Below are 25470 nucleotides of genomic sequence, written 5' to 3' on the forward strand. Positions count from 1 at the left end.
GCACCTGAAGCTAGCGCGTCTACCAATTCCGCCATCTGGGCAAGTGGCGCGTATGATACGCTTGTACTGATGAAATGCAAGCCCTGAAAACTGATTTTATTGCATAAACCATGTAATCGACGCTTAAGATGGTTGGGTCATGGAACATGCAGCGCTATACTGCATCCATGACCAAACAAAACGTTGAATTTTTCAGCATCATGAAAGCTGAAGCCCCTCGCTCGCAACGCTCGGCGTTTGCGCTTTTTCACTGCCTTCCGAAGACGCCGTCAAGGATGTTGATTGCATGAAGTACTGGACGTTAAGTGATGATCCGCACGCTGAACGCGAAGCGCACAAGTACGATAACCCTGCTCCTAGCCGTGAGTACCTGCTCGCTGCGCTTGAAAGCTACGGCAAGCCGATCACTCATGAAAACATGAGCCGTATGCTGGGCCTGGAAGATGAAGACCATCATGAAGCGATCAGGCGTCGTCTGGCTGCCATGGAACGCGATGGCCAGGTGCTGCGTGATCGGCGTGGTGCTTATGCATTGATCGACAAACTTGACCTGGTCAAGGGGAGCGTTCTGGGGCACCGGGACGGCTTCGGCTTTTTGATCCGCGATGACGGCAAAAAGCCAGATCTGGTGCTGCCGCCGCGTCAAATGCGCCGTGTCTTTCATGGCGACCATGTGCTGGCGCGGATTAGCGGCACTGACCGGCGTGGCCGCGATGAGGCGACCATCGCCGAGGTGATTGCCCGCAATACACAGACTATTGTCGGCGTTTACCGGAGCAATACGCCTGAATTCGGCATCCTGATTCCGGAAAATCCGCGCATTACCCAGGAAATTATCATCCCGCACAGCGCCTGCGCTGGCGCCAAGGATGGTCAGGTAATCTCGGCCAGGATTGTTCAGCAGCCGGCAACCCGCATCCAGCCGGTAGGCGAAGTAATTGAAGTGCTGGGTGAGCGTATGGACCCCGGCATGGAAATCGATATTGCGATTCGCAGTTACGATATTCCTGCTGAATTTCCGCCCGAGGTGCTGGATCAGACATCCGGTATTTCTGCCGAGGTGCTGGAGGAGGATAAAAAGCATCGCGTTGATTTGCGCGATACGCCGTTGGTTACCATAGACGATGAATCTGCCAAGGACTTCGATGACGCCGTTTGCGCGTGGAAAACGAAGTCGGGTAGCTGGAAGCTGCTGGTCGCGATTGCCGATGTTTCCCATTACGTGCGCCCGGGCACGGCGCTGGATGACGAAGCCCGTACGCGGGGTAACTCGGTCTACTTCCCGGGCCAAGTAGTGCCCATGCTGCCCGAGCTGCTGTCCAACGGCCTTTGCTCGCTAAACCCGCATGTGGACCGTCTGGTCATGGTTTGTGAGATGAATATCTCCAAGACCGGCGCCATCAGCCGTTACTCGTTCTACGAAGCGGTGATGAACTCTCACGCTCGCCTTACCTATAACAAGGTGGCGGCAATGCTGGATGAAAAGAGCGAAGAGGGTGGCGCGCTGCGTGAAGAGCATCGCGAGCTGGTTAAACCGCTGCAGAACCTTCACGAACTGTACAAACTGCTGCGCCAAGCGCGTGATGAGCGCGGCGCGATTGATTTCGATACTACCGAAACGGCGATCATCTTCAACGATGAGCGTAAGATCGAAAAAATCGTGCCGCGTAGCCGCAACGATGCGCACAAGATGATCGAAGAGTGCATGTTGGCCGCCAACGTGGCCACAGCACGCTTTCTGGACAAGCATGATTTGCCCGCACTGTATCGTATTCACGAACGTCCCACGCCAGAGCGGTTGGACAAGCTGCGCTTGTTTCTGAATGAGCTGGGGCTTTCCGTCGGTGGGGGCGATCTGCCCACGCCGCAGGACTATCAGGCGCTGCGCGAGGCGATTGCTGATCGCCCGGATGCCGATATTATCCAGACGGTCATGCTGCGCTCCATGAATCAGGCTGTGTACTCGCCACAGAATGAAGGTCATTTTGGCTTGGCCTATCAGGCCTATGCACACTTTACCTCGCCGATTCGTCGCTATCCTGACTTGCTGGTTCACCGGGCTATTCGCTCGGTAATCCGTGGGCCGCGTCAGACCAACACCGTCATGCGTGTTGAGGGTGCGCCGGTCGAGCCGCCCAGCAAATGGTGTCCGTACACCTTTGAGCAGATGCTCGAGCTTGGCGAACACTGCTCAATGACAGAGCGGCGTGCCGATGAGGCAACCCGTGATGTTGAGAGCTGGCTCAAATGCGAGTTCATGTCTGACAAACTGGGCGAAACCTTTGAAGGCACTATCGCGTCGGTCACGCAGTTCGGCTTGTTTGTACGCCTCGATGCGTTCTACGTGGAAGGCCTGGTGCACGTAACGTCGCTGCCATCCGACTACTACCACTACGAGGCGGAAAAGCATCGCCTGAAAGGTGAGCGCACCGGTACCACGTATCGCCTGGGTGACGGTCTCACGGTTCAAGTAGCGCGTGTCGATATGGATGATCGCAAGATCGATTTCAGCTTGACCGATGACAAGCCGCGCCCGCGTCGTCAGCCCCGCAAGCGCCGTGGCGGCGAGGGCGGTGGTGAAAGTAGCGGTGCAGTCAAGAGTGATTCAGCACCCAAGAAAGACAAGCCATCGACACGCCGCGGCCCAAGACGTACGCGCCAGTCATCACCGAGGAGAAGCTGAGGATGAAGTCAGCGTCATCTCGGCGGGGTGCGCGTACGGTGCGTACCCCCGATGGGTTGGATCAGGTTTATGGCATGCATGCCTTGCAGAGCCTGCTGGAGCGCGGGGAAACGCCTCATGAGCTGTGGGTGCAGCAGGGCGCAGGCAGCCGCCTAGCGGAAGTGGTGGCCCAGGCACAAGGGCGCGGTGCACGAATCAAGGAGCAGCCACGCGAGCTTCTAGATCAGTTAACTCAGGGCGCGGCTCACCAAGGTGTGGTCGCCTTTTGTCCGCCGCTGACGCCAGAAGGGGAAGAATCGCTTTGGCTGAAGCTGCGCGCCTGGCAAGCACCAACGCCGCCGCTACTACTGGTGCTGGATGGCGTGACCGATGTTCACAACTTTGGCGCCTGCCTGCGCAGTGCTGATGCGGCCGGGGCGCACGGCGTAATTGTTGCAAAAGACAAGGCAGCCCCGCTTAACGCGACCGTACGCAAGGTGGCCTGCGGTGCGGCGGAGGTAGTGCCGGTTTATCAGGTCACCAACCTGTCGCGTACACTGGCCAAGCTTAAAGACGCGGGCGTGTGGATCACTGGTACCGCAGGTGAGGCCGAGGCCAGCGTGTATGAAATCGACATGACCGGGCCCACCGCGCTTGTGATGGGCGCCGAAGGCAAGGGCATGCGTCGCTTGACCCGGGAGGCGTGCGATAATCTGGCCAAGCTTCCCATGGCTGGGCAGGTATCAAGTCTGAACGTGTCAGTGGCTACCGGTATTTGCCTGTTTGAAGCAGTGCGTCAGCGCCAGCTTGCAAGTTAGGCGCTTGCCCACTAGAATACCTGCGCCCGTTTGTCTGCAAGTGGGCGCAGGCTTTCAAGCCTGATTGAACACAAGTTCTGTTAAATGCTCTGGTGGCCATTAGCGGCATATCAGATGCATTTCAGTTAACTCCTTGCTTCCCTGTCGCTGTTCTTCGCCTGTTGGTGAAGGCGCACACCGGAAGCTGTCAAACCGCAAGGAGATCCCATGCGTCATTATGAAATCGTGTTTATGGTCCACCCGGATCAGAGCGAGCAAGTGCCGGCTATGGTCGAGCGCTACACCAGCATTGTTACCGAAAACGGTGGCACTGTGCATCGCTTGGAAGATTGGGGCCGTCGTCATCTGGCTTACCCGATCAACAAGATCCACAAAGCCCACTACGTGCTGATGAACGTTGAATGTACTGGTGAGACGCTCGAAGAAATCGAGAACATCTTCCGCTTCAACGATGCCATCATCCGCAGCCTGGTTGTACGCTGCAAGGAAGCGATCACTGAAGCTTCCCCGATGATGAAACCGGCAGAAGAGAAGCGTCCGCGTCGCGAAGATAAGCCGCGCGCTGACCACGACTCTGAAATCGAAACTGCCTGATTCTATCCACTGCACGTTTTAAGGAGCTAATCCATGGCACGTTTTTTCCGTCGCCGTAAGTTTTGCCGCTTCACTGCTGAAGGCGTCAAGCAGATCGACTATAAAGATCTGGACACCCTGAAAGCTTACATCACCGAAACCGGCAAGATTGTTCCGAGCCGTATCACTGGCACTAAAGCACGCTACCAGCGTCAGCTGGCGACTGCTATCAAGCGCTCGCGCTACCTGGCGCTGCTGCCCTACTCCGATAGCCACCAGTAAGCGGTTAACGTGATGCTGGCACTGGCAAGATGGCTGATGCGAGGGTTGCCCTATGCCGCAGGCGGGGCAGCGCTTGCAACGCTAGTGCCGTGGCTGTTCTGGTTAGGAGCAGCTATCGCTGCCTTGGTGACCCTGCGTAAAGGTTTCGCGCCTGCACTGCCGGTTATTATCGCAGCCGCGCTACCGGCAGGTTTCTGGTGGTCGCAGGGGGATGTGATTCCGCTTGCCAGCGTGTTGCTGGTAACGCTGATGGCCGTCATTCTGCGTGAAAGGATGCGTTGGAGCGAAGCCATGATTGTGGGCGCCTTGGTGGCCGCAGCGATGGTGCAGTTCGGCATCTTTAGCCCGCCTGGCGGTACAGAGCTAATGCTTGAGCAGTTGCGTCAGGGTTCATCAGACGTTGACCAGATGCTCACGGAGTTGGCTAATCAGGGGTACAACACCCAGCAGCTTGCCATCATTGTGGTGGGGGGCGTAACGGGTCTTGTGGTTCTGGTGGCGGCTATTGCATGTTTGGCCTTGGCACGAAGTTGGCAGGCCGGGTTATATAACCCGGGCGGGTTTCGTGAAGAGTTTCATGCGCTGCGACTCACACCCAAAGAGCTTGCCGTATTGGCGGTGCTCAGTGTGGTCAGCATGATGCTGGGGGCGCATGCGTTGGCGGTGCTTGGCTGGATTCCGCTTTTGGTTGCTGGCATTGCGTTAGTGCATGGTTATATTGGATTAAAGGGGATGAACGGGCTGTGGCTAGTGGCATTTTATGTGCTGCTGATCATGACCTGGCCCACGATTCTCATTGTGCTGCTGTTGGGGCTGATTGATACATTCGCGAACATTCGCGCACGCCTTGCCCGCGGCAATTGACAAGAGGTTTACGAGATGGAAGTCATTCTGCTCGACAACATTGGTAAGCTGGGCGGCCTGGGTGACAAGGTCACTGTTAAGCCTGGTTATGGTCGTAATTACTTGGTTCCTTACGGCTTAGCCGTACCGGCTACCAAGGAAAACGTTGAAGCGTTTGAAGCGCAGCGTGCCGAGCTTGAAGCTCAAGCCGCTGAGCGTAAGGCAGAAGCCCAAGCGCGCGCTGAACAGCTGAACGACATCGAGCTTTCTCTGGTGTCCAAAGCTGGCGACGAAGGCAAGCTGTTTGGTTCTATCGGTCCGCGCGACCTGGCCGACGCTATTTCCTCTGCTGGCATCGACGTTGCCAAGAGTGAAGTACGTATGCCGCAAGGCCCGATTCGTCAAACTGGCGAATACGACATCGACCTCCACCTGCATGCAGAAGTGGACGCCGTTGTTCGCGTGGTAGTGGTTGCAGAATAATATCTGCTAACGCTATTAACGCCAAAAGGGCGCGGGATTTCCCGCGCCCTTTGCTATTTATAATCAGGGTTATTTTATGCCCGGGTTATTTCTAAGCAGCTGATAGCGTTTAGTTATCTTAGCCGCTTAGAAATAACACATGAACAATGGTCTAGCGGTAGTGGCCAACGGTTTGTCCGATTAAGATAGTGGCCTTTATCGGCTATGCTGCATTGTTGAAAGGAGCTCGCTATGGACCAGCCTTCTGCTGATCAGGAAACGGCAGCGATCAAGCTGCCGCCGCATTCGCTAGAGGCGGAGCAGTCAGTGCTGGGCGGGCTAATGCTGGATAATCAGGCGTGGGACAACGTGTCCGAGCGTCTGGTCGCAGATGACTTCTACCGCTACGAGCATCGTCTGGTGTTTAACGTCATGATCCACCTGGCCGAGTCAGGGCAGCCGCTGGACGTGATTACGTTATCGGAAGCTCTGGAAGCCCGTGACCATCTGGATACGGTGGGAGGGCTTGCCTTTCTGGCCGAGCTTGCTCGTAATACGCCCTCAGCCAGTAACATTCGCGCCTACGCGGATATCGTGCGCGAGCGGGCAACGCTTAGAAAGCTTATCCGGGCGGCCAACCAGATTGCCGAGGGTGCCTTTGCTCCCCAAGGCCGGCCTGCCGATGAGCTGCTCAACGAAGCCGAGCGTCTGGTCTTTCAGATTGCCGAGGAACGCCCCAAAACGGGTGGTCCTATCGGCATGAGTGAGCTTCTTACCAAGGCCGTCGACCGGATCGATGAGCTGTTTAACATGAAAGGCGAAATGACAGGCCTTTCGACAGGCTTTCGTGATCTGGATGAAATGACCTCAGGGCTCCAGCCGTCGGATCTGGTGATCATTGCCGGGCGCCCCTCCATGGGTAAAACCACCTTCGCCATGAACCTGGTAGAGCACGCGGTCATTTCCAGCGATAAACCGGTCATGGTGTTCTCCATGGAGATGCCCGCCGAATCCCTAATGCTCAGGATGCTGTCATCGCTTGGGCGCATTGATCAAACTCGCGTGCGCTCCGGTCAGCTGGAAGACGAGGATTGGCCCCGCCTGACCTCAGCGGTCAACCTGCTTAAAGACAAGCAGCTGTTTATCGATGATACAGCCGCGCTGTCACCCAATGAAATGCGTTCGCGACTGCGCCGTATCGTGCGTGAGCACGGCAATATGGCCCTGATCATGATCGATTACCTTCAGCTGATGCAGATTCCAGGGTTCTCGGAAAACCGCACGGGGGAGATCTCTGAGATTTCGCGCTCCCTGAAGGGGCTTGCCAAAGAGTTCAACTGCCCGGTAGTAGCGCTTTCCCAGCTTAACCGCTCGCTGGAGCAACGCCCGAACAAGCGTCCGGTCATGTCAGATCTGCGCGAATCTGGAGCTATCGAGCAGGATGCGGATGTTATTGCCTTCGTCTACCGCGATGAGGTCTATAATCCCGACAATCCAGATAACCAGGGCATTGCAGAGCTGATCATTGGTAAACAGCGTAACGGACCCATCGGCGCGGTGCATATGGCATTTATTGGTAAATATACCCGTTTTGAAGATTTGGCTCCGGATAGCTACGGTGGCCAGGCTTTTGGTGAATGAATTAGGGGTGAGAGTAAAGCACCGTTGGTGCGCTTTCATGACTTGCGAATACTGCAATAGAACGTACGGGAGTAAGACATGGCAGGTGGTTTTCGGCGTGGTAATCGTCAGCGTCTTCCTAAACTTGAAGGACGTGGAGAGCTTCAGGAACTGGAGCGGGAAGGGCCCTTTAAAGAGTGGCTGGGCATGCCTGATCTTTATCGCTATTACCTGGTCGTTGAGGGTGAGAAGTACAGCTACCAAACGGAAGATGCAGAGCTGCCGGTAACGGTCGGCGACAAGGTGGTTTTTCGCTACAAGGAAACCAAAGGCGGTAACTGGATTGACCGTAACTCGTTGGGTAAGGCGATTGACCCTTCCGAGTACCAGTAATTTGGCCGCTTAGCGTATTAGTGATCCGGAACTCTCCTAAAAAGTTGCCCTCTTAGCCAAGTAGTGCCAATGTAAAGGTAACAGGAATGTAATAGAGCGCAGTCATCCTGTGCTCTATTGTTGTATCCAATAATAGGAGGGAACCATGGAACTGAAAGCGCTTAAACAGTTCGTTGATAGCCACGATAACTTTGAAATCCGCGTTATCACTCATTCAGGTAGTCGTTTTTATCAACTTGAACTTGAAGATATGGAAGGTAAGCGGCATATGCTCACCCAGCGTAGCAAGCCGATGCTATTTCGCTCGCTGGATGATGTCTATCTGGAGCTAAAACGGGCCGGTATTCATCGGGCGTACCTAGTTCAGCATGTGCCGCAGGATGAAGTGATTGGCCGTGATGCGCATTATAACGAGCCACTGACATCACGTATGCCGCTGGTGTTTTAATAAGCTTTGATTAACGCAACGCTGCGCCATTCAGATAGCCTTATCAGCCTTTGATGTGATCTTTCACCCACTACCGCCCTAGCCGAACCCGGCGACGGGCAAAGAAACGGTAGCCTGCATCCATTACTCTTCGCAGGCCCGGCAAGCAGGAAAGCCTTACCAGCCGCCGGTAGCCCAGAATCGCATAGAGGGCCCGGCTGGCATCCGTGCCCACGTACCACTGTCCATTTCGATCCTTTAAACGCAGCTGCCCCATCATTTCGCCGAAGGATCTATCGGTTTCTTCAGCCAGTCGATCTCTACCTGACAGAACGGGCGATGACCTTCGTGATACAACGTAGCGGGAGGGGCGGCGTTCAATACGAAATAATTTTTCATTGCCAACTTCTCAAATAACTCTGTGTATGGGTCTTATGTCCGTAGCCGTAGTGAACCTGAAACTCTACTCGGCAGCGCTTGGAGAAAATGCCGCATGGCAGCCAAAAAGAGCCCGATTTTGTGTATATGGTAGGCGCGTACCGAGTTTCCTCGACTATTTCGTATTACGCTACCTCCGTCGTAGAGCGCATCGCGAAGCGTGCTGAGCAAGAGCGGTAGCAGGTATCTAGCGCCAGCATCAAAGGCTTGGACGCATTTTAAACGATGGTTATACAAATAATGTTGATAGTATAACTTTATGCCGCGCCTTTGCTGAAAAGTGTTAAGATTTTTACCTGTAAAGTCGTCTTTTGGGAGTAAGCGTAATGAGTGATAGCGTTGTGATGGATCAATCGGGAGAGGGCCGTCTGACGCATGCCCCAGCCAATCACCCGGGCGTACCTCGCGCTAAGGTGGGTGTTGTCGTTGCCAATCTAGGCACGCCCGATGCTACCGACTATTGGTCTATGCGGCGCTATTTAAACGAATTTTTATCCGACAAGCGAGTCGTGGATTATGCCGACTGGAAGTGGCAGCCGTTGTTGCAACTGATTATTTTAACCAAGCGACCGTTCTCCTCAGGTAAAGCGTATAAAAGTATCTGGAACAAGGAGAAAGACGAAAGCCCATTGCTAACCATTACCCGCGCCCAGACCGAGAAAATCACCGAACGTTTAAAGGCCCTATATGGGGAAAGTGTTGAAGTCGATTTCTGTATGCGTTATGGCAACCCTTCCACCAAAAGCGTGCTGGGCCGCATGAAAGAGAAAGGGTGCGAGCGTATCGTTTTCTTTCCGCTGTACCCCCAGTATGGTTCGCCCACAACAGCCACTGCCAATGATGAAGCGTTTCGTGCCCTGATGAAGATGAAATGGCAGCCGGCCATTCGCACTGTGCCTGCCTATTTTGATCGGCCCACTTATATCCAAGCACTCGCCAACTCGGTCACCGACGTATACAGCCAGCTTGAAACGCGGCCCACTAAGCTAGTCGCCAGCTACCACGGCGTGCCCGAGCGCTACTTGCTTGAAGGCGACCCCTACCACTGTCAGTGCCAGAAAACCACGCGCCTGTTGCGCGAAGCGCTAGGGTTTAGCAAAGAAGAGGTAGATACGGCATTTCAATCGCAGTTCGGACCTGAAAAGTGGGTAGGCCCTCAAACGGTTGAGCATGTGGCCACACTTGCTGAGCAAGGTCATAAACATATCGCTATTTTATCGCCTGCCTTTGCAGCTGACTGTGTTGAAACACTTGAAGAAATCAAAGAAGAGATTCATGACAGTTTTATCGCCGCAGGAGGAGAAACGTTTAGCTATATTCCCTGTTTAAATGATCGTGACGATCATATCGATGCTTTACTGGAAGTGATCAATAACGAACTTTTAGGGTGGGTTTAGTTAGCTTGAAAACAATTATTTAATTAATAGCTGTTTAATTAAATAAGCAAGCTATCTAGTTGATTTCGTTTAAAGGAGTGGCTGGTAACAGCAGGTTGTCTGTTATAGAGTCTACGACTTTAGATCATCTTTATTAACGTCTAGCATGCTAATTAAAGCGCAGCTGCCTATTTAAAAGAGCAGGGCGCTTTGCGCTATACGCAGGTTTGTCGGTTAAAAAGCGGTGACATGGACCATGTTGCCTTCTTGCCATGAGAGGCCCGTACGTCATAAGAACCCGCCCATCGTGGGACTGTTACTCAGGAGATATCGCTAGATGCAATTCGCCGTCTTAATGGGGTTTGTGTTAGCCGCGCTTGCGCCACTGATGCATCGCTGGTTTGCAGGCCGTACAAGTTGGGTACTGGCCCTTTTTCCTGCGCTGATCGCTGGCTGGTTGTTCTCCCAAACGCCCACGGTTATCGAGGAAGGTTCGCTGCTTTTAGAGTGGCAGTGGGTGCCCTCACTGGGGATCAGTCTTACCTTTCTGCTCGACGGCCTGTCATTGCTGTTTGGCTTGCTGATCACCGTAATCGGCACCTGCGTATTTATTTATGCAGGCGGCTATTTAAAAGGGCATCCAGATATCGCCCGGTTCCATATAGCGCTGATGGCGTTTATGGTTTCCATGCTGGGCCTCGTTCTGGCAGACGGCTTGGTCACGTTGTTCATCTTCTGGGAGCTGACCAGCGTTACTTCTTATCTGCTGATTGGCTTTAACCATGCCGATTTACAGGCTCGCAAATCCGCTCGCCAAGGGCTTTTTGTCACCTTTGCGGGCGGGCTTGCCTTAATGGCCGGGCTGGTATTGCTGGGGGTTGCCAGCGATAGCTGGTCGCTAAGCGATATTCGCGCCATGGAAGCCGACTTACGCGATCATGCACTTTATACCCCCATGCTAATCTGCCTGCTGTTAGGCGCCTTTACCAAGTCAGCCCAGTTTCCGTTTCATTTCTGGCTACCCAATGCGATGGCCGCGCCAACGCCGGTATCTGCCTATTTGCACTCCGCGACTATGGTAAAAGCAGGTATTTATTTGCTTGCAAGGCTACAGCCGGAATTGGGTGGCACGGCTCTCTGGGTAGGCACTCTTTCCTTGGTAGGGGCCACGACGCTGCTGGTGGGCGCCTTTTTGGCTATTCACCATACCAATGTCAAAAAGCTGCTGGCCTATTCAACCATCATGGCGCTGGGCACGCTGACGATGCTGCTGGGGATTGGTACTGAGTATGCCATGACCGCATTTGTTACTTTCTTGCTCGCGCACTCTTTGTACAAAGGGGCGCTGTTTATGGTGGCAGGCAATCTTGACCATGAAACGGGCACCAAGGATGTGACCGCCATGGGCGGGTTGCGGCCGCTGATGCCGGTAACGGCCATGATTGCCCTGGTTGCTGCGCTGTCGCTTGCCGGGGTGCCCCCCCTGTTCGGCTTCATCGGCAAAGAGCTCAAGTTTGAGGCGGTGCTTGGGGCAGGAAATTATCAAGCTTTGCTGGTCCCGTTTGCCTTCGTTAGTGCGGTGCTCACCATTGCTGTTGCCGCTATTATTGCGCTGCGCCCGTTCTATGGAAGACGTCATCAAACGCCTAAAGTGCCTCATGAGGCGCCCGTCAGCATGCTGATTGGCCCTGGCCTCCTAAGTATAGGCTCCGTTGTATTTGGTATCGCACCGGCAATGTTTGGAGCTGATGCACTGCTCACTTCAGCGGCGAGCGCTGTAGCGGGCCAACCCATGGAGGTAACGCTGTCGCTCTGGTATGGCGTTAACCTGGCATTGATCATGTCGGTCATCAGCCTTGGCCTGGGCTTTCTGCTGTTTAAATATTGGGACAACGTACGTGCCAGGCTTTCACTACTGGCACCGATTATGCGCCATGGCCCTGAGGCAGGGTATGAAGGCTTGCTGAATGGTGTGGTGCAGTTTTCTGAGTGGCAGACCCGCATACTCCAGAACGGTTACATGCGTAATTATATTCTGGTCATGCTGGTGATTCTGATCGCACTGATCGGCAACTCCATACTGCTGCGCCACTCGCCGCTTATCGTCTTTGAGCTCGATGTGCGATTCCACGAAATCATTGTGGTAGGCACTATGACCATGAGCGCCCTGTTTGCCACCATTACTCGCTCGCGACTGGGAGCCGTGGCGTCAGTGGGCATCATGGGCTTCTCGATTGCGCTGGTGTTTATTCTGTTTAGCGCGCCTGATCTGGGTATTACCCAGCTTCTGGTCGAAACCCTTACCGTTATTCTGCTGGTACTGGTGCTTTTCCGGCTGCCGCGCTTCTCGCACCTTTCCACCAGCCTTGAGCGGATTCGCGACGGTTCGGTAGCGGCGATGATGGGCATTCTAATTTTCCTGCTGATCATGACGGCCTGGAGTATTGACCAGTTTGAGTCCATTTCTACCTATATGGTTGAAAACAGCGCGCCGCTCGCTTATGGGCGCAATATCGTCAACGTTATTTTGGTCGACTACCGGGCGCTGGATACCTTAGGCGAAATGTTTGTGCTGGCACTAGCGGCTATCGGGGTTATCGCCATGCTCAAGTTGCGCCACGAACCGGAGAGCCCTAAAACGGCCGCTGAAAGCAGCAAGACAGACACCAAGGAGCCGTTCGATGGTTAAGTCAGGAACGATCATTCTCAATACGGCCGCGCGTTTTTTAATGCCTTTGCAGTTGATGTTCTCGGTATTTCTACTGCTTCGGGGGCACGATGAGCCTGGCGGCGGTTTTATCGCGGGGCTGGTAGCGGCAGGGGCGTTCACGCTCTACCTGCTGGCTTTTGGGGTAAGTGCCACAAAAGAAGTGTTGCGCATGGTAGACCCACGCGACTTGATTGGCGTGGGCCTGCTGCTGGGCATGATATCGGTGCTTCCTTCCTGGTTTATGGGACAGCCATTTTTAACAGCCCAGTGGTGGACGATTCCGGTGGTTGATTTCAAAGCTTCAACGCCGCTGATTTTTGACATTGGTGTTTACCTATCGGTATTGGGATCGGTAGTTGGCATGGTCATGGCCCTAATGGAGGTGGACAAGGATGAGCCTTGAGGTAAGCGGAGGACACATATGGAACCATTAATGGCGCTGGCGATTGGGATCTTGTATGCAACGGCCATTTTCATGATGCTGCGGCGCTCCATCGTGAAACTGGTGATTGGGCTGCTGCTGCTCTCTAACGCTGCCAACCTGTTGATCTTTACAACGGCGGGAATGACCCGTGGCGCGCCGCCGTTGATTCCCGAAGGAATGCTTCAACCAGTGGGAGATGTTGCTGACCCATTGCCCCAAGCGGTTGTTCTGACCGCCATTGTGATCGCGTTTGGGGTGCTGGCCTTTGCCGTGGTGTTGATTCGCCGCGCCTATGAAGTGGTCAAGGCCGATGACCTGGATAAGATGAAGGATACCGACACGTGAGGCCTGAAGTTGCTCTTCCCGTTCTTTTACCCCTGCTTTCCGGGGCGGTTTCCCTGCTGTTCTGGCGTTCGCGCCCGATGCAGCGGTTTGTCGCCGTGGCCGGTAACATCGCGCTACTGGTCGCTAGCCTCTGGCTGTTTGTAGCCACGCTTTCAGAAGGCTATATCACCATGCAGATGGGGAGCTGGCCGGCACCGTTCGGGATTACCCTGATCGCCGATATGCTAAGCGCGGTGATGATTTTGATGACCGGTATCATCGGTCTGGCTATGGGAATCTATTCACTGGCCACCACCGGGCGTGGGCATGAAAAGTTTGGCTACTACCCGCTGATGCACCTGTTGCTCGCCGGGGTGGCAGGCGCCTTTCTGACCGGTGACATCTTCAACCTCTACGTGTGGTTTGAAGTTATGCTGGTAGCCTCTTTTGCCCTGTTGATTCTGGGCGGTGAGCGAGCGCAAATGGAAGGGGCGATCAAGTATGTAACGCTGAACCTGCTGGCTTCGGTGATCTTCTTGACCGCGGTTGGCCTGCTTTACGGCACTGTTGGCACCTTGAACATGGCGGACATCGCGCTACGCATTGAAGTGGCTGAGCACGATGGCATGGTGGAAGTACTTGCCGTCATGTTCATGGTAGCTTTCGGTATCAAGGCCGCAGCGTTCCCGCTGTTTTTCTGGCTCCCGGCTTCCTACCATACGCCGCCTGTCGCGGTTTCAGCGCTTTTTGCAGGTCTTTTGACCAAGGTGGGGGTATACGCGCTATTCCGCGTATTTACCCTGATCTTTGATCAGACCATGGGCTATCTGCAGGATATTATGCTCTGGGGCGCAGTGCTTACCATGGTGACCGGCGTGCTGGGGGCGGCGGCACAGTACGAGTTTCGACGTATTCTATCGTTTCACATTGTCAGCCAGATTGGTTACATGATTCTGGGTCTAGCGCTGTATACCCCGTTAGCGATTGCCGGTGGCGTGTTTGCCATCATGCATAACATCGTGGTCAAGACGAACCTGTTTTTAATCAGCGGCATTACGCACCGCTTGCAGGGCACCTATCAGCTGAAAAAAATGGGCGGGCTCTATAAAGAGCGGCCTTGGCTTGCCGTGGCCTTCTTTATCTCTGCCTTTTCGCTGGCTGGGGTGCCACCGCTATCCGGCTTTTTTGCCAAGTTCGTGATTGTGCGCGCAGGTATCGAAGCCGAGGCGTATGTGGTGACCGGCATTGCCCTGGCGGTGGGCTTGATGACGCTTTATTCCATGGTCAAGATTTGGAACGAAGTGTTCTGGAAGGCGTTGCCGGAAGAGAACCATGTGCCGGTCTCCAGCACGCCCAGCGGTGACGATGGCCGTTTGATCAAGCCAAGCCTGTGGATGATGTATCTTCCAGTCGCCGTACTGGCTCTGTTCTCTCTTCTAATAGGCATCTTTGCCGAACCTATCATGTTCGTGATGAATACGATTGGCGATCAGCTGTTTGATTCGGACGGTTATATCGAGGCGGTGCTGGGCGTTTCGGCCAGTGCCGAGGAAGCCTTGCTGAATCCAGATGATCTGCAGGTCGAGACGGACACTATTGGCGGGGAGGAAACCCCATGACTGGTGCTATTTGGAACTTGCTTCTCGGCTTGGCGTGGGTATTACTAAGCGGCGACTTTTCAGGCTTGAACCTACTAGTAGGCATGGTCTTTGGCTATATTGCCCTGGTACTCATCGAGCCACAGGTGAGCTCTCTTAAAGGGTATCCTGCGCGGATACCGCGCATTATTGGGTTTCTGGGGTTTTTCCTGAAAGAGCTTGTACAAGCCAATCTGCGCGTTGCGTTCGATATCGTGACGCCGCCCTGGCATATGCAGCCTGGCGTGATTGCCATGCCGCTTTCTGCACGTACTGAAATGGAAATCACCATGGTCGCCAACCTGATCTCCTTAACGCCGGGCACATTGAGCCTGGATGTTTCCGATGACCGCAAAGTGCTCTATATCCATGCCATGTTTCTTGATGATGAAGAAGAACTGCGCCGGAACCTGAAAGAGATGGAACACCGGGCCCTGGAGTTATTTCGCTAATGGATACGGTTCTGTTAATAAGCCAGGTCATCATGGGCTTTGCTCTGATATTGGCCTTTGTTCGAGTGGTGCGCGGACCAAGCCTGCCTGACCGGGTTGTGGCGCTTGAACTGTTCTCCACGACTGTGGTTGGGTTGGTGGGGGTTTATGCCATTCAATCAGGCGTGGCCAGCTTTCTGGATGCAGCCATTGTTATTGCGCTGATGGGCTTTCTGGCCGCTATTGGCTTTGCACGTTTTCTGGAGCGGGGAGGGCCACGCGATGATTGAGGCCATAAAGGGGGGGCTTTTAATTACAGGTTCTCTATTCATGTTATTGGCAGCGGTCGGCTTATTGCGCCTGCCTGATCTGTTGACCCGTATGCACGCAACCACCAAGGCCGCAGCATTAGGCGTTATTTTAATTATGCTGGCGGCCGCCATGCACTTTTCTGAAGTAGGGGTTGTGGCCCGCTCCTTTGCCATTATCGTATTTATCCTGATGACGGCCCCTGTAGCGGCGCATGTTATTGGCCGTGCCGGCTACTTTGTAGGCTCACGACTCTGGAGTGGTACGGTGAAAGATGAGCTGCGGCCCAACTATGACCCGCTAACCCATGAGTTAAAGAGCGGTCTGGAAACCCAAGAAAACGCCAAGCGTCAGCCGCGAGCCAACGACCCTGATTAAGTAAGGGGTTAACAGACGATTAATTCTGGAAAGCCATCTTCGGATGGCTTTTTTTATGCTGGCTAAAAGATACACCGTTAAAATTTGATCTAAATGGTTATGTACAATAGTTGTACTGTATAAGATATGATGTCTATGTTTTGGTTCGTCAACTGTGTTTAGGCTATAAACGCTGGCGATACCCGTTTTACCTGACGCATTCAGTGCGCCTAAGCGATACCAACGCTTATTTTCATTAGATGATAAGCGTGCTGCTGGGGTTGCGTGTTACTGCAACAAGCGCGGCCACGATAGAACCAGACAGCAACGCATGCCGAGGAGACAAGATCATGAACAGCACGATCGACATTGTCTGGTTGCAAGACGATTTGCGTGTCGCCGATAACCCCCTACTAAGATTTACTTCAAGACCTGATCATTTGTTGTGTCTTTATGTTCTGAATAGCCAGTGGCTTGCGCCAGCGATCGACGGCGAGCCAACGCCACGTATTGGTCCTGCTCGATTGCGATTTTTATGGCAGAGCTTGATGGAGCTGCGTGGAGAGCTGCTACAGCTAGGCAGTGATTTGCTGGTCCATATTGGCGATCCTGCTGAAGTTGTCGTGCAGCTGGCGATCTCGTATAACGCTCGGGAAGTGCGTGTTGGCCGGCATCAAGGGTTTGAAGAATCGCAACATATTCAAAAGGTTGCTCAGGCATTGCCCAGCACCTCCACGCTCAACATAATAGAAAGCGGCCGGCTACTGGATTGCAGTTCGCTTCCCTTCGAGCTTGACGCCTTACCGAAAAGTTTTTCAGCGTTTCGCCGCTGTGTAGAAAAAAACTGCTCTATCCCCCGAGCATCAGCGGCACCTATCACACTTCCTGGCTGGCCGGAAGCGCCTCGGGGGTTTCCTCCACTGAAGGCGGTATGCGCGCAAACGGCCCATTGGCAGCCCGACGAGCGTCAGTCCGTGGTATATGTAGGCGGAGAGAATGCTGCCAATGAGCGCTTGCAACACTATATCTGGCGCCAAAATGGCCCCGCCAAGTATAAGAAAACTCGCAATGGCCTGCTAGGGGCTGATTTTTCGACACGGTTTTCGGCCTGGCTGGCGCGTGGCTGCCTGTCAGCACGTCAGGTTCGCGATGCGGTGAATGCCTGGGAACAAGTGCACGGTAGCGATGACTCCAGCCAATGGATCACGTTTGAGCTTTTATGGCGTGAATACTTTCATCTGGCGGCCTGTCTTGAAGGGGCCAAGCTGTTTGGCCTTCAACAGCTTCCTGCCCCATGCCAGGCATTCAATGCGTGGCGTGAGGGCAGGACTGGGGTGCCATTTATTGATGCTGCAATGCTGGAGCTACGTCATACGGGTTGGATCTCCAACCGAGCCCGGCAGAACGTTGCCAGTTTTCTAGTAAAGGACTTGAACGTCGATTGGCGCCTGGGTGCTTGGTGGTTTGAGCACTGCCTGATTGACTACGACGTTGCCAGTAATTGGGGTAACTGGCGTTATATCGCAGGGGTGGGGCGTGACCCGCGTCAGGATCGTTACTTCAACGTGCTCAAGCAGGCAAGCTACTATGATCCTAAAGGTCTTTATGTAGCTTACTGGTTGCCAGCCCTCGACTCACTACCCTATGGGGTGGAGCGTCATCAGCCTTGGCGAAGTGCCCCTGCTCAATTTGCCAAACCTTATGTAATGCCTGATAAATGGCAACGCTGGCTAATTGCGCGAACCGAGCTTGAGGAGGCAGACGAGTAAAGAAGTGCTGACAATAACCGGTCATGGGAAAAGCCTGTTTTGCTAGGCCCGGGAGTTGATAGGCTTGGGTTGATACGCCAAGCCAGTGTGCGCGACCGTTTTCGTACAAAGTCTGGTATCTGGTTATTTTCTGAGCCATTATCAGCCATGCCAAGGACTGCCCAAGGATAGACGCTATGCCCTTTAAGACCCTATTACCGCTGCGCCGTATTATCTTTCAAGCAATGCTGACCGCTGGCATGGCTTCCATGCTGCTTGGTGGTAGTGTTCACGCCAGCCCGCATTTGATGACCGAAGTAGATGCGCGCGGCGCTCAAGAACTGCGCTATGCCAATTTCTCCCAATGGCTTGTCGAGTTTCGTCGCCATGCCGCCGCTCAGGGAATTAGCGAAGCGACGCTTGCCTCTGCTCTAAATGATGTGCGTTATCGTGATCGGGTTATTGAGCTGGATCGCTACCAGCCGGAGTTTGTACGGCCTATCTGGGAATATCTGGATTCAGCCACCTCGGATACGCGCGTCAATAACGGGCGTGAGAAGTTGGAGGCAAACAGGCAAACGGCGCTTGAAATGCAGCAGCGCTTTGGCGTGCCCGCTGAAATCATTGTGGCCATTTGGGGCATTGAAAGTAACTACGGCAGCAACTTCGGTGATTTTTCAACTATCGAAGCGTTAGCGACCTTAGCTTATGATGGGCGCCGGCGAGATTTTGCTCGCGGCGAATTACTAGCCGCCCTGCGCATTATTGATCAGGGCGATATTTCTGCCGAGCGCATGAAAGGCTCCTGGGCAGGCGCCATGGGACATACCCAATTTATTCCCAGCAGTTTTGAAGCCTATGCCATTGATGGTGATAACGACGGGAACCGCGATATCTGGGGCAGTATTCCTGATGTAATGGCGTCAACCGCCAACTACCTTGCTAAGGCTGGCTGGCAAACTGGCGAGCCCTGGGGTGTTGAAGTTGTGCTGCCCGCCTCATTTGATTACGCTCAAACCGAGCGGCGCAGCAGCGCTGAGTGGGCGAGCCAGGGTGTGCGTGCCTTGCAGGGCGAGTTACCCGAATTTGATAGTGCCGCAGTGGTAGTGCCTGCTGGCGCTAAAGGCCCCGCCTTTCTTGTCGGGCCCAATTTTCGGGCAATCCTACGCTATAACAATGCCACTAGTTACGCGTTGGCAGTCGCTACCTTGGCCGATAAGATTGCCGGGCGTGAAGGGATTCAGCAGGCTTGGCCAAGAGATGAAGCAACTTTGACCCGTGATGAAGTCAAAGAGCTTCAGCAACACTTGAATGAAGCTGGCTACTCGGTAGGTGGGGCGGATGGTGTTATGGGTCCTAATAGCCGGGCAGGGTTGCGTGCATTCCAGCGCGATCAAGGACTAACGCCGGATGCCTTCGCCACGCAGTCGCTGCTTGAAAGGTTGCGCCAGACCCGTTAGTTAACGATTGAACGCTTATTTCACCAAGGATGATGTTATGGGATTTGTGGGTAAAATGCTGCTAGGTGGTGTGTTGGCAGGTACGTTGGCTTCAAGCGTAATGGCAAACGATGACGATGTATTTGGCTGGGTCGAAAATGCCACTATCGAGCCATGGGGTATCATGGTAAAAGCCAAGCTGGATAGCGGTGCGTTGACTTCATCGCTGGATGCCCGTGATATCGAAACCTTCGAGAAAGATGGCGAAGAGTGGGTACGCTTTCGCTTGAAGCTGGAAGACCAGGAAAGCGGCGAGGAATTTAGCGACCACTTGGAGCGACCGCTTTACCGTGAGCAGACAGTGCGTGGCGCAGGCGGTCGTGACGAGCGCCCCGTGGTGCTGATGGAAGTCTGTATGGGCGACACCATCTATGAAGAGCAGTTTAGCCTGCGTGACCGCGAGGAAATGCTCTATCCGCTATTGCTCGGGCGCCGCACCATTAGCCATCTGGGGCTACTGGATGTACGCAACACCTTCCTGCAGGAGCCCAAGTGCGGGGACGATGCGAAGGTGGTTCATCATGACCCCGAAGATGGCCAGTCGTAAGTAGCTACTTAAAACAGCCGTGACAGCAGCGCCGTCACGGCTGTTTCAACACGAAGAATACGCGGGCCCAAGTGCATTCCCTGGCAGCCCGCTTCCAGTAATTTCTCAACTTCCCATGGAATAAAACCACCCTCTGGACCGACCAGTAAGAGCGTGTTTTCGCTAATGCCACGAGGACACTCCATCGACATGCCGGGGTGAGCTACTAGGCCGCGCCGCTCATGAAGTAGGGCCGGCAGTTGCTCTTCAAGAAAAGGCCGAAATCCTTTACTCAGCGTGATGCTCGGTAATTGCGTATCACGCGCCTGTTCCAGCCCCAATACCAGATGCTGATGAATCTTCTCGGGCAGCAGCTCGGGCGACTGCCAGTAGCTTTTCTCTACGCGTTTGGTGTGCAGTAGCGTAATCTCTTTAACCCCAAGTGCGGTAACATGCTCAAGCGTTCGGGCCAGCATGCGTGGTCGGGGCAGCGCGAGCACCAAGTGAACGGGTAGGGCAGGTGGTGGGGTATCCGCTAACGGTTCCAGCGCAAAAACGGCTTGTTCGGGGGTGAGTTCAATAAGCGCTCCCTTGCCCATCCCTCCGCCCTGAACACCAACGGTTAGCCGGTCGCCGGGAGCGGCGCGGTGGATATCACGTAAATGGGCAAGCCTGCGCGGGTCGCTGATGCGCGCGTAACCCTGCTGATCAAGGTCGTCGGGATGAAGCAAAATCAAGTTCATGGTAGACATCTACTGGCCAAAGGATGGGCACACTATCGCACGCTAATCTAAGCATATGGCTTGCATGGGCGTGTGGTGCAGGCACAATAATAGCATTGGGGGCAGCCCCTATCGCGTTTAAGGAGATGCGCTGTGCGCGTAATTCGCAAATATGCCAATCGCAGGTTGTACGATACCCAACAAAGCCGTTATGTAACGCTTGAAGACTTGCGGCGTTTAATCATTGAGGAAGAGCCATTCCGGGTTGAGGATGCCAAAAGTGGTGAAGATCTGACGCGCACGATTCTGCTCTCAATCATTATCGAGCAGGAGCAGTCAGACAATGAAGCCGAAGTATTTTCCAACGATTTGCTGGCGCAGCTGATCCGGGTGTACGACATGTCATCTCCGCTGCCGCTGGCACGCTACCTTGAACAGGGCACGCAGTTGATGCTTGAGCAGCAAAAGCGTCTACAGAACCAATGGCAGCAGGCCATGCGCCACACACCCATGGAGTTCATGCGCGAGCTTGCCGAAGAGAACATGCGTTTTTGGCAGAAGACACTGAATCAAACGACTACTGCCCGTGATGAGGATGAAGAGGATAAAACCTCCTGACCCCATACGGGACCACCTTGTGGCATAATGCGGCGCATAATCGCTCTCCCGTTCGAGAAGGAAGAACATGAAGGTTTTGATGATAGGTGGCGGCGGCCGCGAGCATGCCCTGGCATGGAAACTGGCACAATCCAGTAACGTTGAGCAGGTGTTTGTGGCGCCAGGCAATGCCGGTACCGCAACAGAAGACAAGCTGACCAATATCGATATTGCAGCGACTGATCTAGCCGAGCTTGAAGCCTTCGCACGCCAGGAAAATATCGGTTTGACCGTGGTAGGCCCAGAGGCCCCGCTGGTCGATGGTGTAGTGGATCGCTTTCAGGCGGCGGGTCTGGCTATCTTCGGCCCTACCCAGGCCGCTGCTCAGTTGGAAGGCTCCAAATCGTTCACCAAGGACTTCTTGGCACGCCATCAGATCCCGACCGCTGCCTATCAAACGTTTACCGCCGTAACACCTGCTCTGGACTACCTGAAGCAGGTCGGCGCGCCCATCGTTATCAAGGCGGATGGCCTGGCAGCTGGCAAAGGCGTAATTGTGGCCATGAGCGAAATGGAAGCTGAAGCGGCCATTCGCGATATGCTCGAAGCCAATGCCTTCGGCGACGCGGGCGCCCGGGTGGTAATCGAAGAGTTTCTTGAGGGTGAAGAAGCCAGCTTTATCGTCATGGTGGATGGCGAAAACATTGTGCCGATGGCAACCAGCCAGGACCACAAGCGTGCCTATGATGGCGATACCGGCCCTAATACCGGAGGAATGGGCGCTTATTCGCCAGCGCCGGTGGTTACCCCGGAAGTCGATGCTCGAATTATGGAGCAGGTCATTGTGCCTACCGTTAAAGGCATGGCGGCGGAAGGCAATGCCTACACCGGTTTTTTGTATGCCGGTTTGATGATTGACGCTTCCGGCCAACCCAAAGTAATTGAATACAACTGCCGATTTGGTGATCCTGAAACCCAGCCAATCATGATGCGCTTGACCTCTGACCTGGCTGAACTTTGCCTGGCCGGGGCCAAGGGCCAGCTGGCTGGCAAGGAGTGCCAGTGGGACCCGCGCGCTGCTGTCGGTGTGGTAATGGCCGCCGGTGGTTATCCAGGCAGCTACCGTAAGGGCGATGTCATCAGCGGCCTGAATGATGCCGAGCAGCACAGCAAGGTCTTCCACGCAGGTACTGCACAAAACACCACGGGAGAAATTACCACGTCAGGCGGGCGGGTGCTGTGTGTAACGGCTCTTGGTGATAGCGTGCTTGGGGCTCAGCGGCAAGCTTATAAAGGGGTGGAGGCTATCCGTTGGGAAGGGGCGGAGTATCGTCGCGATATCGCCTATCGTGCTATTGCACGTGAGCAGGAATCGTAATCTCATGTAATCCATCATTCCAAGCGCCCCTAAATTACCGAAAGGAAACAGGCATGGAACGTGTAAAGCTGGAATTTCCTGCTGAAGCGATCATTCATCGTCATCCCCTGACGGTACGGGTCACCGACATGAACTACGGTCGGCATTTAGGACATGATGCGCTGGTGTCACTATTGCATGAAGCCCGTATTCAGGCGTTTGCAGCGCTTGATCTGGTGGAGTGGGATATGCACGGCTATCCAAGCCTTGTCGCTGACCTGGCCGTGCAGTACCAAAGTGAAGCCCGCTGGCCTGATGCGCTGGTGATAGAAACAGCAGTACCCGAGCCCAATGGCAAGGCACTTACCGTTTATCAGCGCATTATGCATCGTGATGGCGAGCGCGTTGTCGCCACTGCCCGGGTGAATCAGCTATTGATTGACCAGGTGGCAGGTCAACCTGTGGCAGTGCCTGAGCAGGTGTTGAAAGTTTTAGCACAAGCGAGGGGCGCTTAATGTCGCGCGAGTATCCGATCATTGCGGTCACGGGCTCCTCCGGGGCGGGCACCACCACCGTGCGGCGAAGCTTCGAACGCATGTTTTTACGCGAAGACGTGCATGCCGCCGTGGTGGATGGTGATGCATTTCACCGTTATACGCGTGATGACCTGCACCGGATCTTTCGCGAGGAGCCAGAACGCAAGGATGAGCTCTCCCACTTTGCGGTTGAGGCGAATCTCCTAGACCGCCTTGAAGGGCTCTTTATAGAGTATGGCGAACACGGAACGGGCACCTTTCGGCACTATATTCATGCCGAAGATAAACAGAAAATTGAGGCGGGCTGCCGTGTCGGTACCTTTACGGAGTGGCAGTCGTTGCCCTGCGGTACCGATCTTTTGTTCTACGAAGGGCTGCACGGGGGGCTGGTTACCGAGAATTACGACATTGCCCGCCATGTTGATCTTCTGGTAGGCGTGGCGCCGACCATGAATCTGGAGTGGATTCAGAAAATCGACCGGGATACCAAGCTGCGCGGCTACTCACAAGAGGCGGTCATCGATACGATTCTAGGTCGCATGAATGACTATGTGCGCTATATTCAGCCCCAGTTTTCGCGCACACATATCAACTTTCAGCGCGTGCCCACCGTTGATACCTCAAACCCCTTTGAAGTGCAGGATATTCCCACCGATGCGGAATCATTTGTTGTAATACGCTTTCGCGACCCTTCAACCGTGGATTTTCCCTGGCTTTTGGCAATGATCAAGGACGCCTTCATGACCCGGCCGCATACTCTTGTGGTGCCGGGAGCACGTATGTCACTTGCCATGGAGCTTATTCTGGCGCCCCTCGTGCGTCATCTGTTGTCCCAGCGACGTTTTCGTTAAATACGTTTTAAGCAAGGCTGGACGTAAAGATAATAAGGAGCAGGTATGGACTGTTTGTTTTGCAAGATCATCAATCGTGAAATTCCGGCAGATATCGTATTTGAAGATGATGAGATCATCGCCTTTAACGATATTAGCCCGACGGCACCTACGCATCAGTTGATTATTCCCAAAAAGCACGTTGCCACCTTGAACGATATCGATGAGGAGGATCTGGCTCTTATTGGACGTTTACAATTTACTGCGGCCCGCCTAGCCAAGCAGCAAGGCTTCGCTGAGGATGGCTATCGCGTCGTGATGAATTGCAACGAAAAGGGCGGGCAAACGGTCTATCATATTCACATGCATTTATTAGGTGGCCGACAATTTACGTGGCCTGCTGGTTAAGTAACGTCAGCCACTTTTGTCGCCGCCTTTCTTACTCTTTTTGCCGTTATGCGGAGCGAGCCATGAAGCGTCAGCTTAGCCGGTCAGATTGTTTGATTCAGCAGTTCGATACCGCCTTGCGCTCAATGATTCCTCACGCGGCTCGTGCGCAACGCAACCATCCGGCAAGCAAACTCGACGAGATGTCATTTGATGGCCACCAGCGCCGCCATACCGCTGGATTGATGCGTGTAAATCATCTGATTGGTGTGGCCAATCAGGCGCTTTACCAAGGGCAGAGTGCAACAGCGGCGCTGCCCCATGCACGTCAGCAAATGGAGCAGTCTGCCGCTGAGGCATTTGATCACATGGCCTGGTGTGAAGAGCGCTTGGCGCAGTTAAATAGCCGTACCAGTTATTTTACGCCGCTTTTCTATGCGTCCGCTTTTGGTATGGGAGCTGTCTCAGGATTAGCCAGTGACCGACTGAGCATGGGCATGATCGCTGCGTCGCGTGAGCTTGCCGGAAAACATTTTGAAGATCAGCAAACGCAACTGATTGTAGGTGACCAGCGCTCGCATGCGTTGCTTCGCCAGATGGCTTCTGATGAAGCGCATCAGGCGCATTTGGCGATAGAGTCAGGCGGCATGCGTTTTCTCGCGCCGTTTAAATGGACAATGCGGTTTATCGCCCAAGGGGTTACCAAGGGTGCTTACTATTTCTAACGTCCAGTTTTGATCAGTCACTCATTCCATATCGAGTTTTTCAAAGGCAAAAGTATTTCTCGCTTTGTTAGAAGTAGCAGCCAAGTTAACTTCAATTTCTTGACGAATGCCGTGTTATCGCCAAAGCTAAGTAGTGTCGAAGCGAATCGTACGTAAGGTAACGTACGCTTTTAAATGGAAAAGCGTCACCAAGGAAAAGGGGAAAGACGATGCTAGGCAATGCGATGCTTTTTTTGATTATTGCGATTGTGGCGGGCGTACTGGGATTTTCTGGGATTGCGGGCGTTGCCTCTACTATTGCACAAATTCTGTTCTTTCTGTTTCTAATTCTGTTTCTCGTTTCACTGTTTACAGGTCGACGCCGTTAACGTCCTCAACAGATACTGGTTAGGTTCATAATCCAGATAAGCAAAAAGCCCCCGTGGGGGCTTTTTGCATACTGGGCAGCGCTATTTGA

The 25470-nt window shown here is 54.0% G+C and carries 29 protein-coding genes; 27 read left to right on the top strand and 2 right to left on the bottom strand.

Translation table 11 applies throughout. The features are described 5' to 3' along the window. Window positions 1–286 precede the first annotated feature (286 nt). The 9 genes from rnr (at window position 287) to ELY38_RS08805 (ending at window position 8101) form a co-directional block, all read left to right on the top strand. Complete coding sequence (gene rnr / locus ELY38_RS08765) at window positions 287–2683, top strand: ribonuclease R (RefSeq protein WP_127061439.1); 2397 nt, start codon at window positions 287–289, stop codon at window positions 2681–2683. Window positions 2684–2685: 2 nt separating this feature from the next. Then, entirely contained in the window at window positions 2686–3480 is a 795-nt protein-coding gene (gene rlmB, locus ELY38_RS08770; protein ID WP_127061441.1) for a 23S rRNA (guanosine(2251)-2'-O)-methyltransferase RlmB, read from the top strand. A 207-nt stretch (window positions 3481–3687) separates the two neighbouring features. Next, entirely contained in the window at window positions 3688–4074 is a 387-nt protein-coding gene (rpsF, locus tag ELY38_RS08775; RefSeq protein ID WP_126950245.1) for a 30S ribosomal protein S6, read from the top strand. 33 nt (window positions 4075–4107) lie between these two features. Then, complete coding sequence (rpsR, locus tag ELY38_RS08780) at window positions 4108–4335, top strand: 30S ribosomal protein S18 (RefSeq protein ID WP_009097135.1); 228 nt, start codon at window positions 4108–4110, stop codon at window positions 4333–4335. A gap of 12 nt (window positions 4336–4347) precedes the next feature. Then, window positions 4348–5199 (top strand): hypothetical protein, encoded by an 852-nt coding sequence (locus ELY38_RS08785; protein WP_127061493.1) that lies wholly within the window; start codon window positions 4348–4350, stop codon window positions 5197–5199. A gap of 15 nt (window positions 5200–5214) precedes the next feature. Continuing rightward, window positions 5215–5661, top strand: a complete 447-nt coding sequence (gene rplI / locus ELY38_RS08790) for a 50S ribosomal protein L9 (RefSeq protein WP_126950243.1) — start codon at window positions 5215–5217, stop codon at window positions 5659–5661. 231 nt (window positions 5662–5892) lie between these two features. Further along, complete coding sequence (gene dnaB / locus ELY38_RS08795) at window positions 5893–7281, top strand: replicative DNA helicase (RefSeq protein WP_127061443.1); 1389 nt, start codon at window positions 5893–5895, stop codon at window positions 7279–7281. A gap of 78 nt (window positions 7282–7359) precedes the next feature. After that, on the top strand, window positions 7360–7653 hold the full coding sequence (locus tag ELY38_RS08800; protein ID WP_126950241.1) for a hypothetical protein: 294 nt from the start codon (window positions 7360–7362) through the stop codon (window positions 7651–7653). A gap of 145 nt (window positions 7654–7798) precedes the next feature. Continuing rightward, the gene (locus ELY38_RS08805; protein WP_127061445.1) at window positions 7799–8101 is read left to right on the top strand and encodes a DUF6482 family protein; all 303 of its coding nucleotides are present in this window, start codon (window positions 7799–7801) and stop codon (window positions 8099–8101) included. Between the two features lie 70 nt (window positions 8102–8171). Here ELY38_RS08805 and ELY38_RS19380 read toward each other — a convergent pair whose 3' ends face one another. Beyond that, the gene (locus ELY38_RS19380) at window positions 8172–8357 is read right to left on the bottom strand and encodes a DCC1-like thiol-disulfide oxidoreductase family protein (RefSeq protein WP_246009104.1); all 186 of its coding nucleotides are present in this window, start codon (window positions 8355–8357) and stop codon (window positions 8172–8174) included. A 487-nt stretch (window positions 8358–8844) separates the two neighbouring features. Here ELY38_RS19380 and hemH point away from each other — a divergent pair, with 487 nt between their 5' ends. The 11 genes from hemH (at window position 8845) to rloA3 (ending at window position 19880) form a co-directional block, all read left to right on the top strand. Beyond that, a complete protein-coding gene (gene hemH, locus ELY38_RS08815) occupies window positions 8845–9915 on the top strand; it encodes a ferrochelatase (protein ID WP_127061447.1) in 1071 nt (356 codons plus the stop codon). Between the two features lie 316 nt (window positions 9916–10231). Further along, complete coding sequence (locus ELY38_RS08820) at window positions 10232–12583, top strand: putative monovalent cation/H+ antiporter subunit A (protein WP_127061449.1); 2352 nt, start codon at window positions 10232–10234, stop codon at window positions 12581–12583. After that, window positions 12576–13007, top strand: a complete 432-nt coding sequence (locus tag ELY38_RS08825) for a Na+/H+ antiporter subunit B (RefSeq protein ID WP_127061451.1) — start codon at window positions 12576–12578, stop codon at window positions 13005–13007. Before ELY38_RS08820 ends, ELY38_RS08825 begins: the two co-directional genes overlap by 8 nt. A gap of 18 nt (window positions 13008–13025) precedes the next feature. Then, entirely contained in the window at window positions 13026–13373 is a 348-nt protein-coding gene (locus ELY38_RS08830) for a Na+/H+ antiporter subunit C (RefSeq protein WP_126950235.1), read from the top strand. Further along, entirely contained in the window at window positions 13370–14971 is a 1602-nt protein-coding gene (locus tag ELY38_RS08835; RefSeq protein WP_127061453.1) for a Na+/H+ antiporter subunit D, read from the top strand. Before ELY38_RS08830 ends, ELY38_RS08835 begins: the two co-directional genes overlap by 4 nt. After that, entirely contained in the window at window positions 14968–15441 is a 474-nt protein-coding gene (locus ELY38_RS08840) for a Na+/H+ antiporter subunit E (RefSeq protein ID WP_127061455.1), read from the top strand. Before ELY38_RS08835 ends, ELY38_RS08840 begins: the two co-directional genes overlap by 4 nt. Continuing rightward, window positions 15441–15710: an MrpF/PhaF family protein gene (locus tag ELY38_RS08845; protein WP_126950232.1), complete on the top strand. Its 270-nt coding sequence runs from the start codon at window positions 15441–15443 to the stop codon at window positions 15708–15710. Before ELY38_RS08840 ends, ELY38_RS08845 begins: the two co-directional genes overlap by 1 nt. Further along, complete coding sequence (gene mnhG / locus ELY38_RS08850) at window positions 15703–16107, top strand: monovalent cation/H(+) antiporter subunit G (RefSeq protein WP_127061457.1); 405 nt, start codon at window positions 15703–15705, stop codon at window positions 16105–16107. Before ELY38_RS08845 ends, mnhG begins: the two co-directional genes overlap by 8 nt. Before the next feature lie 329 nt (window positions 16108–16436). Continuing rightward, the gene (locus ELY38_RS08855; protein ID WP_127061459.1) at window positions 16437–17855 is read left to right on the top strand and encodes a DASH family cryptochrome; all 1419 of its coding nucleotides are present in this window, start codon (window positions 16437–16439) and stop codon (window positions 17853–17855) included. 224 nt (window positions 17856–18079) lie between these two features. Next, a complete protein-coding gene (locus tag ELY38_RS08860; RefSeq protein WP_246009105.1) occupies window positions 18080–19294 on the top strand; it encodes a lytic murein transglycosylase in 1215 nt (404 codons plus the stop codon). Between the two features lie 37 nt (window positions 19295–19331). Further along, the gene (rloA3, locus tag ELY38_RS08865) at window positions 19332–19880 is read left to right on the top strand and encodes a retropepsin-like aspartic peptidase RloA3 (protein WP_127061462.1); all 549 of its coding nucleotides are present in this window, start codon (window positions 19332–19334) and stop codon (window positions 19878–19880) included. Window positions 19881–19888: 8 nt separating this feature from the next. Here rloA3 and ELY38_RS08870 read toward each other — a convergent pair whose 3' ends face one another. Further along, a complete protein-coding gene (locus tag ELY38_RS08870; RefSeq protein ID WP_127061464.1) occupies window positions 19889–20602 on the bottom strand; it encodes a 16S rRNA (uracil(1498)-N(3))-methyltransferase in 714 nt (237 codons plus the stop codon). A gap of 132 nt (window positions 20603–20734) precedes the next feature. On the opposite strand from ELY38_RS08870, the gene phaR reads away from it, so the two are divergent. From phaR to ELY38_RS08905, 7 genes are all read left to right on the top strand, one after another. Then, on the top strand, window positions 20735–21199 hold the full coding sequence (phaR, locus tag ELY38_RS08875; RefSeq protein ID WP_127061466.1) for a polyhydroxyalkanoate synthesis repressor PhaR: 465 nt from the start codon (window positions 20735–20737) through the stop codon (window positions 21197–21199). Between the two features lie 67 nt (window positions 21200–21266). Further along, complete coding sequence (gene purD, locus ELY38_RS08880; RefSeq protein ID WP_127061467.1) at window positions 21267–22556, top strand: phosphoribosylamine--glycine ligase; 1290 nt, start codon at window positions 21267–21269, stop codon at window positions 22554–22556. A gap of 53 nt (window positions 22557–22609) precedes the next feature. After that, window positions 22610–23050 carry an acyl-CoA thioesterase gene (locus tag ELY38_RS08885; RefSeq protein ID WP_127061469.1) on the top strand — a complete coding sequence of 147 codons (441 nt, stop codon included), beginning with the start codon at window positions 22610–22612 and terminating at the stop codon, window positions 23048–23050. Continuing rightward, the gene (locus ELY38_RS08890) at window positions 23050–23922 is read left to right on the top strand and encodes a phosphoribulokinase (RefSeq protein ID WP_127061470.1); all 873 of its coding nucleotides are present in this window, start codon (window positions 23050–23052) and stop codon (window positions 23920–23922) included. The genes ELY38_RS08885 and ELY38_RS08890 overlap by 1 nt, the downstream gene beginning before the upstream one ends. Window positions 23923–23967: 45 nt before the next feature. Next, the gene (locus ELY38_RS08895) at window positions 23968–24309 is read left to right on the top strand and encodes a histidine triad nucleotide-binding protein (RefSeq protein ID WP_127061472.1); all 342 of its coding nucleotides are present in this window, start codon (window positions 23968–23970) and stop codon (window positions 24307–24309) included. 62 nt (window positions 24310–24371) lie between these two features. Further along, complete coding sequence (gene coq7 / locus ELY38_RS08900) at window positions 24372–25013, top strand: 2-polyprenyl-3-methyl-6-methoxy-1,4-benzoquinone monooxygenase (protein WP_126950221.1); 642 nt, start codon at window positions 24372–24374, stop codon at window positions 25011–25013. A 209-nt stretch (window positions 25014–25222) separates the two neighbouring features. Further along, entirely contained in the window at window positions 25223–25381 is a 159-nt protein-coding gene (locus ELY38_RS08905) for a DUF1328 domain-containing protein (RefSeq protein ID WP_127061473.1), read from the top strand. The last annotated feature ends 89 nt before the right edge of the window (window positions 25382–25470 follow it).

This window comes from Vreelandella nanhaiensis (assembly GCF_003990185.1).
GTDB lineage: Bacteria > Pseudomonadota > Gammaproteobacteria > Pseudomonadales > Halomonadaceae > Vreelandella > Vreelandella nanhaiensis.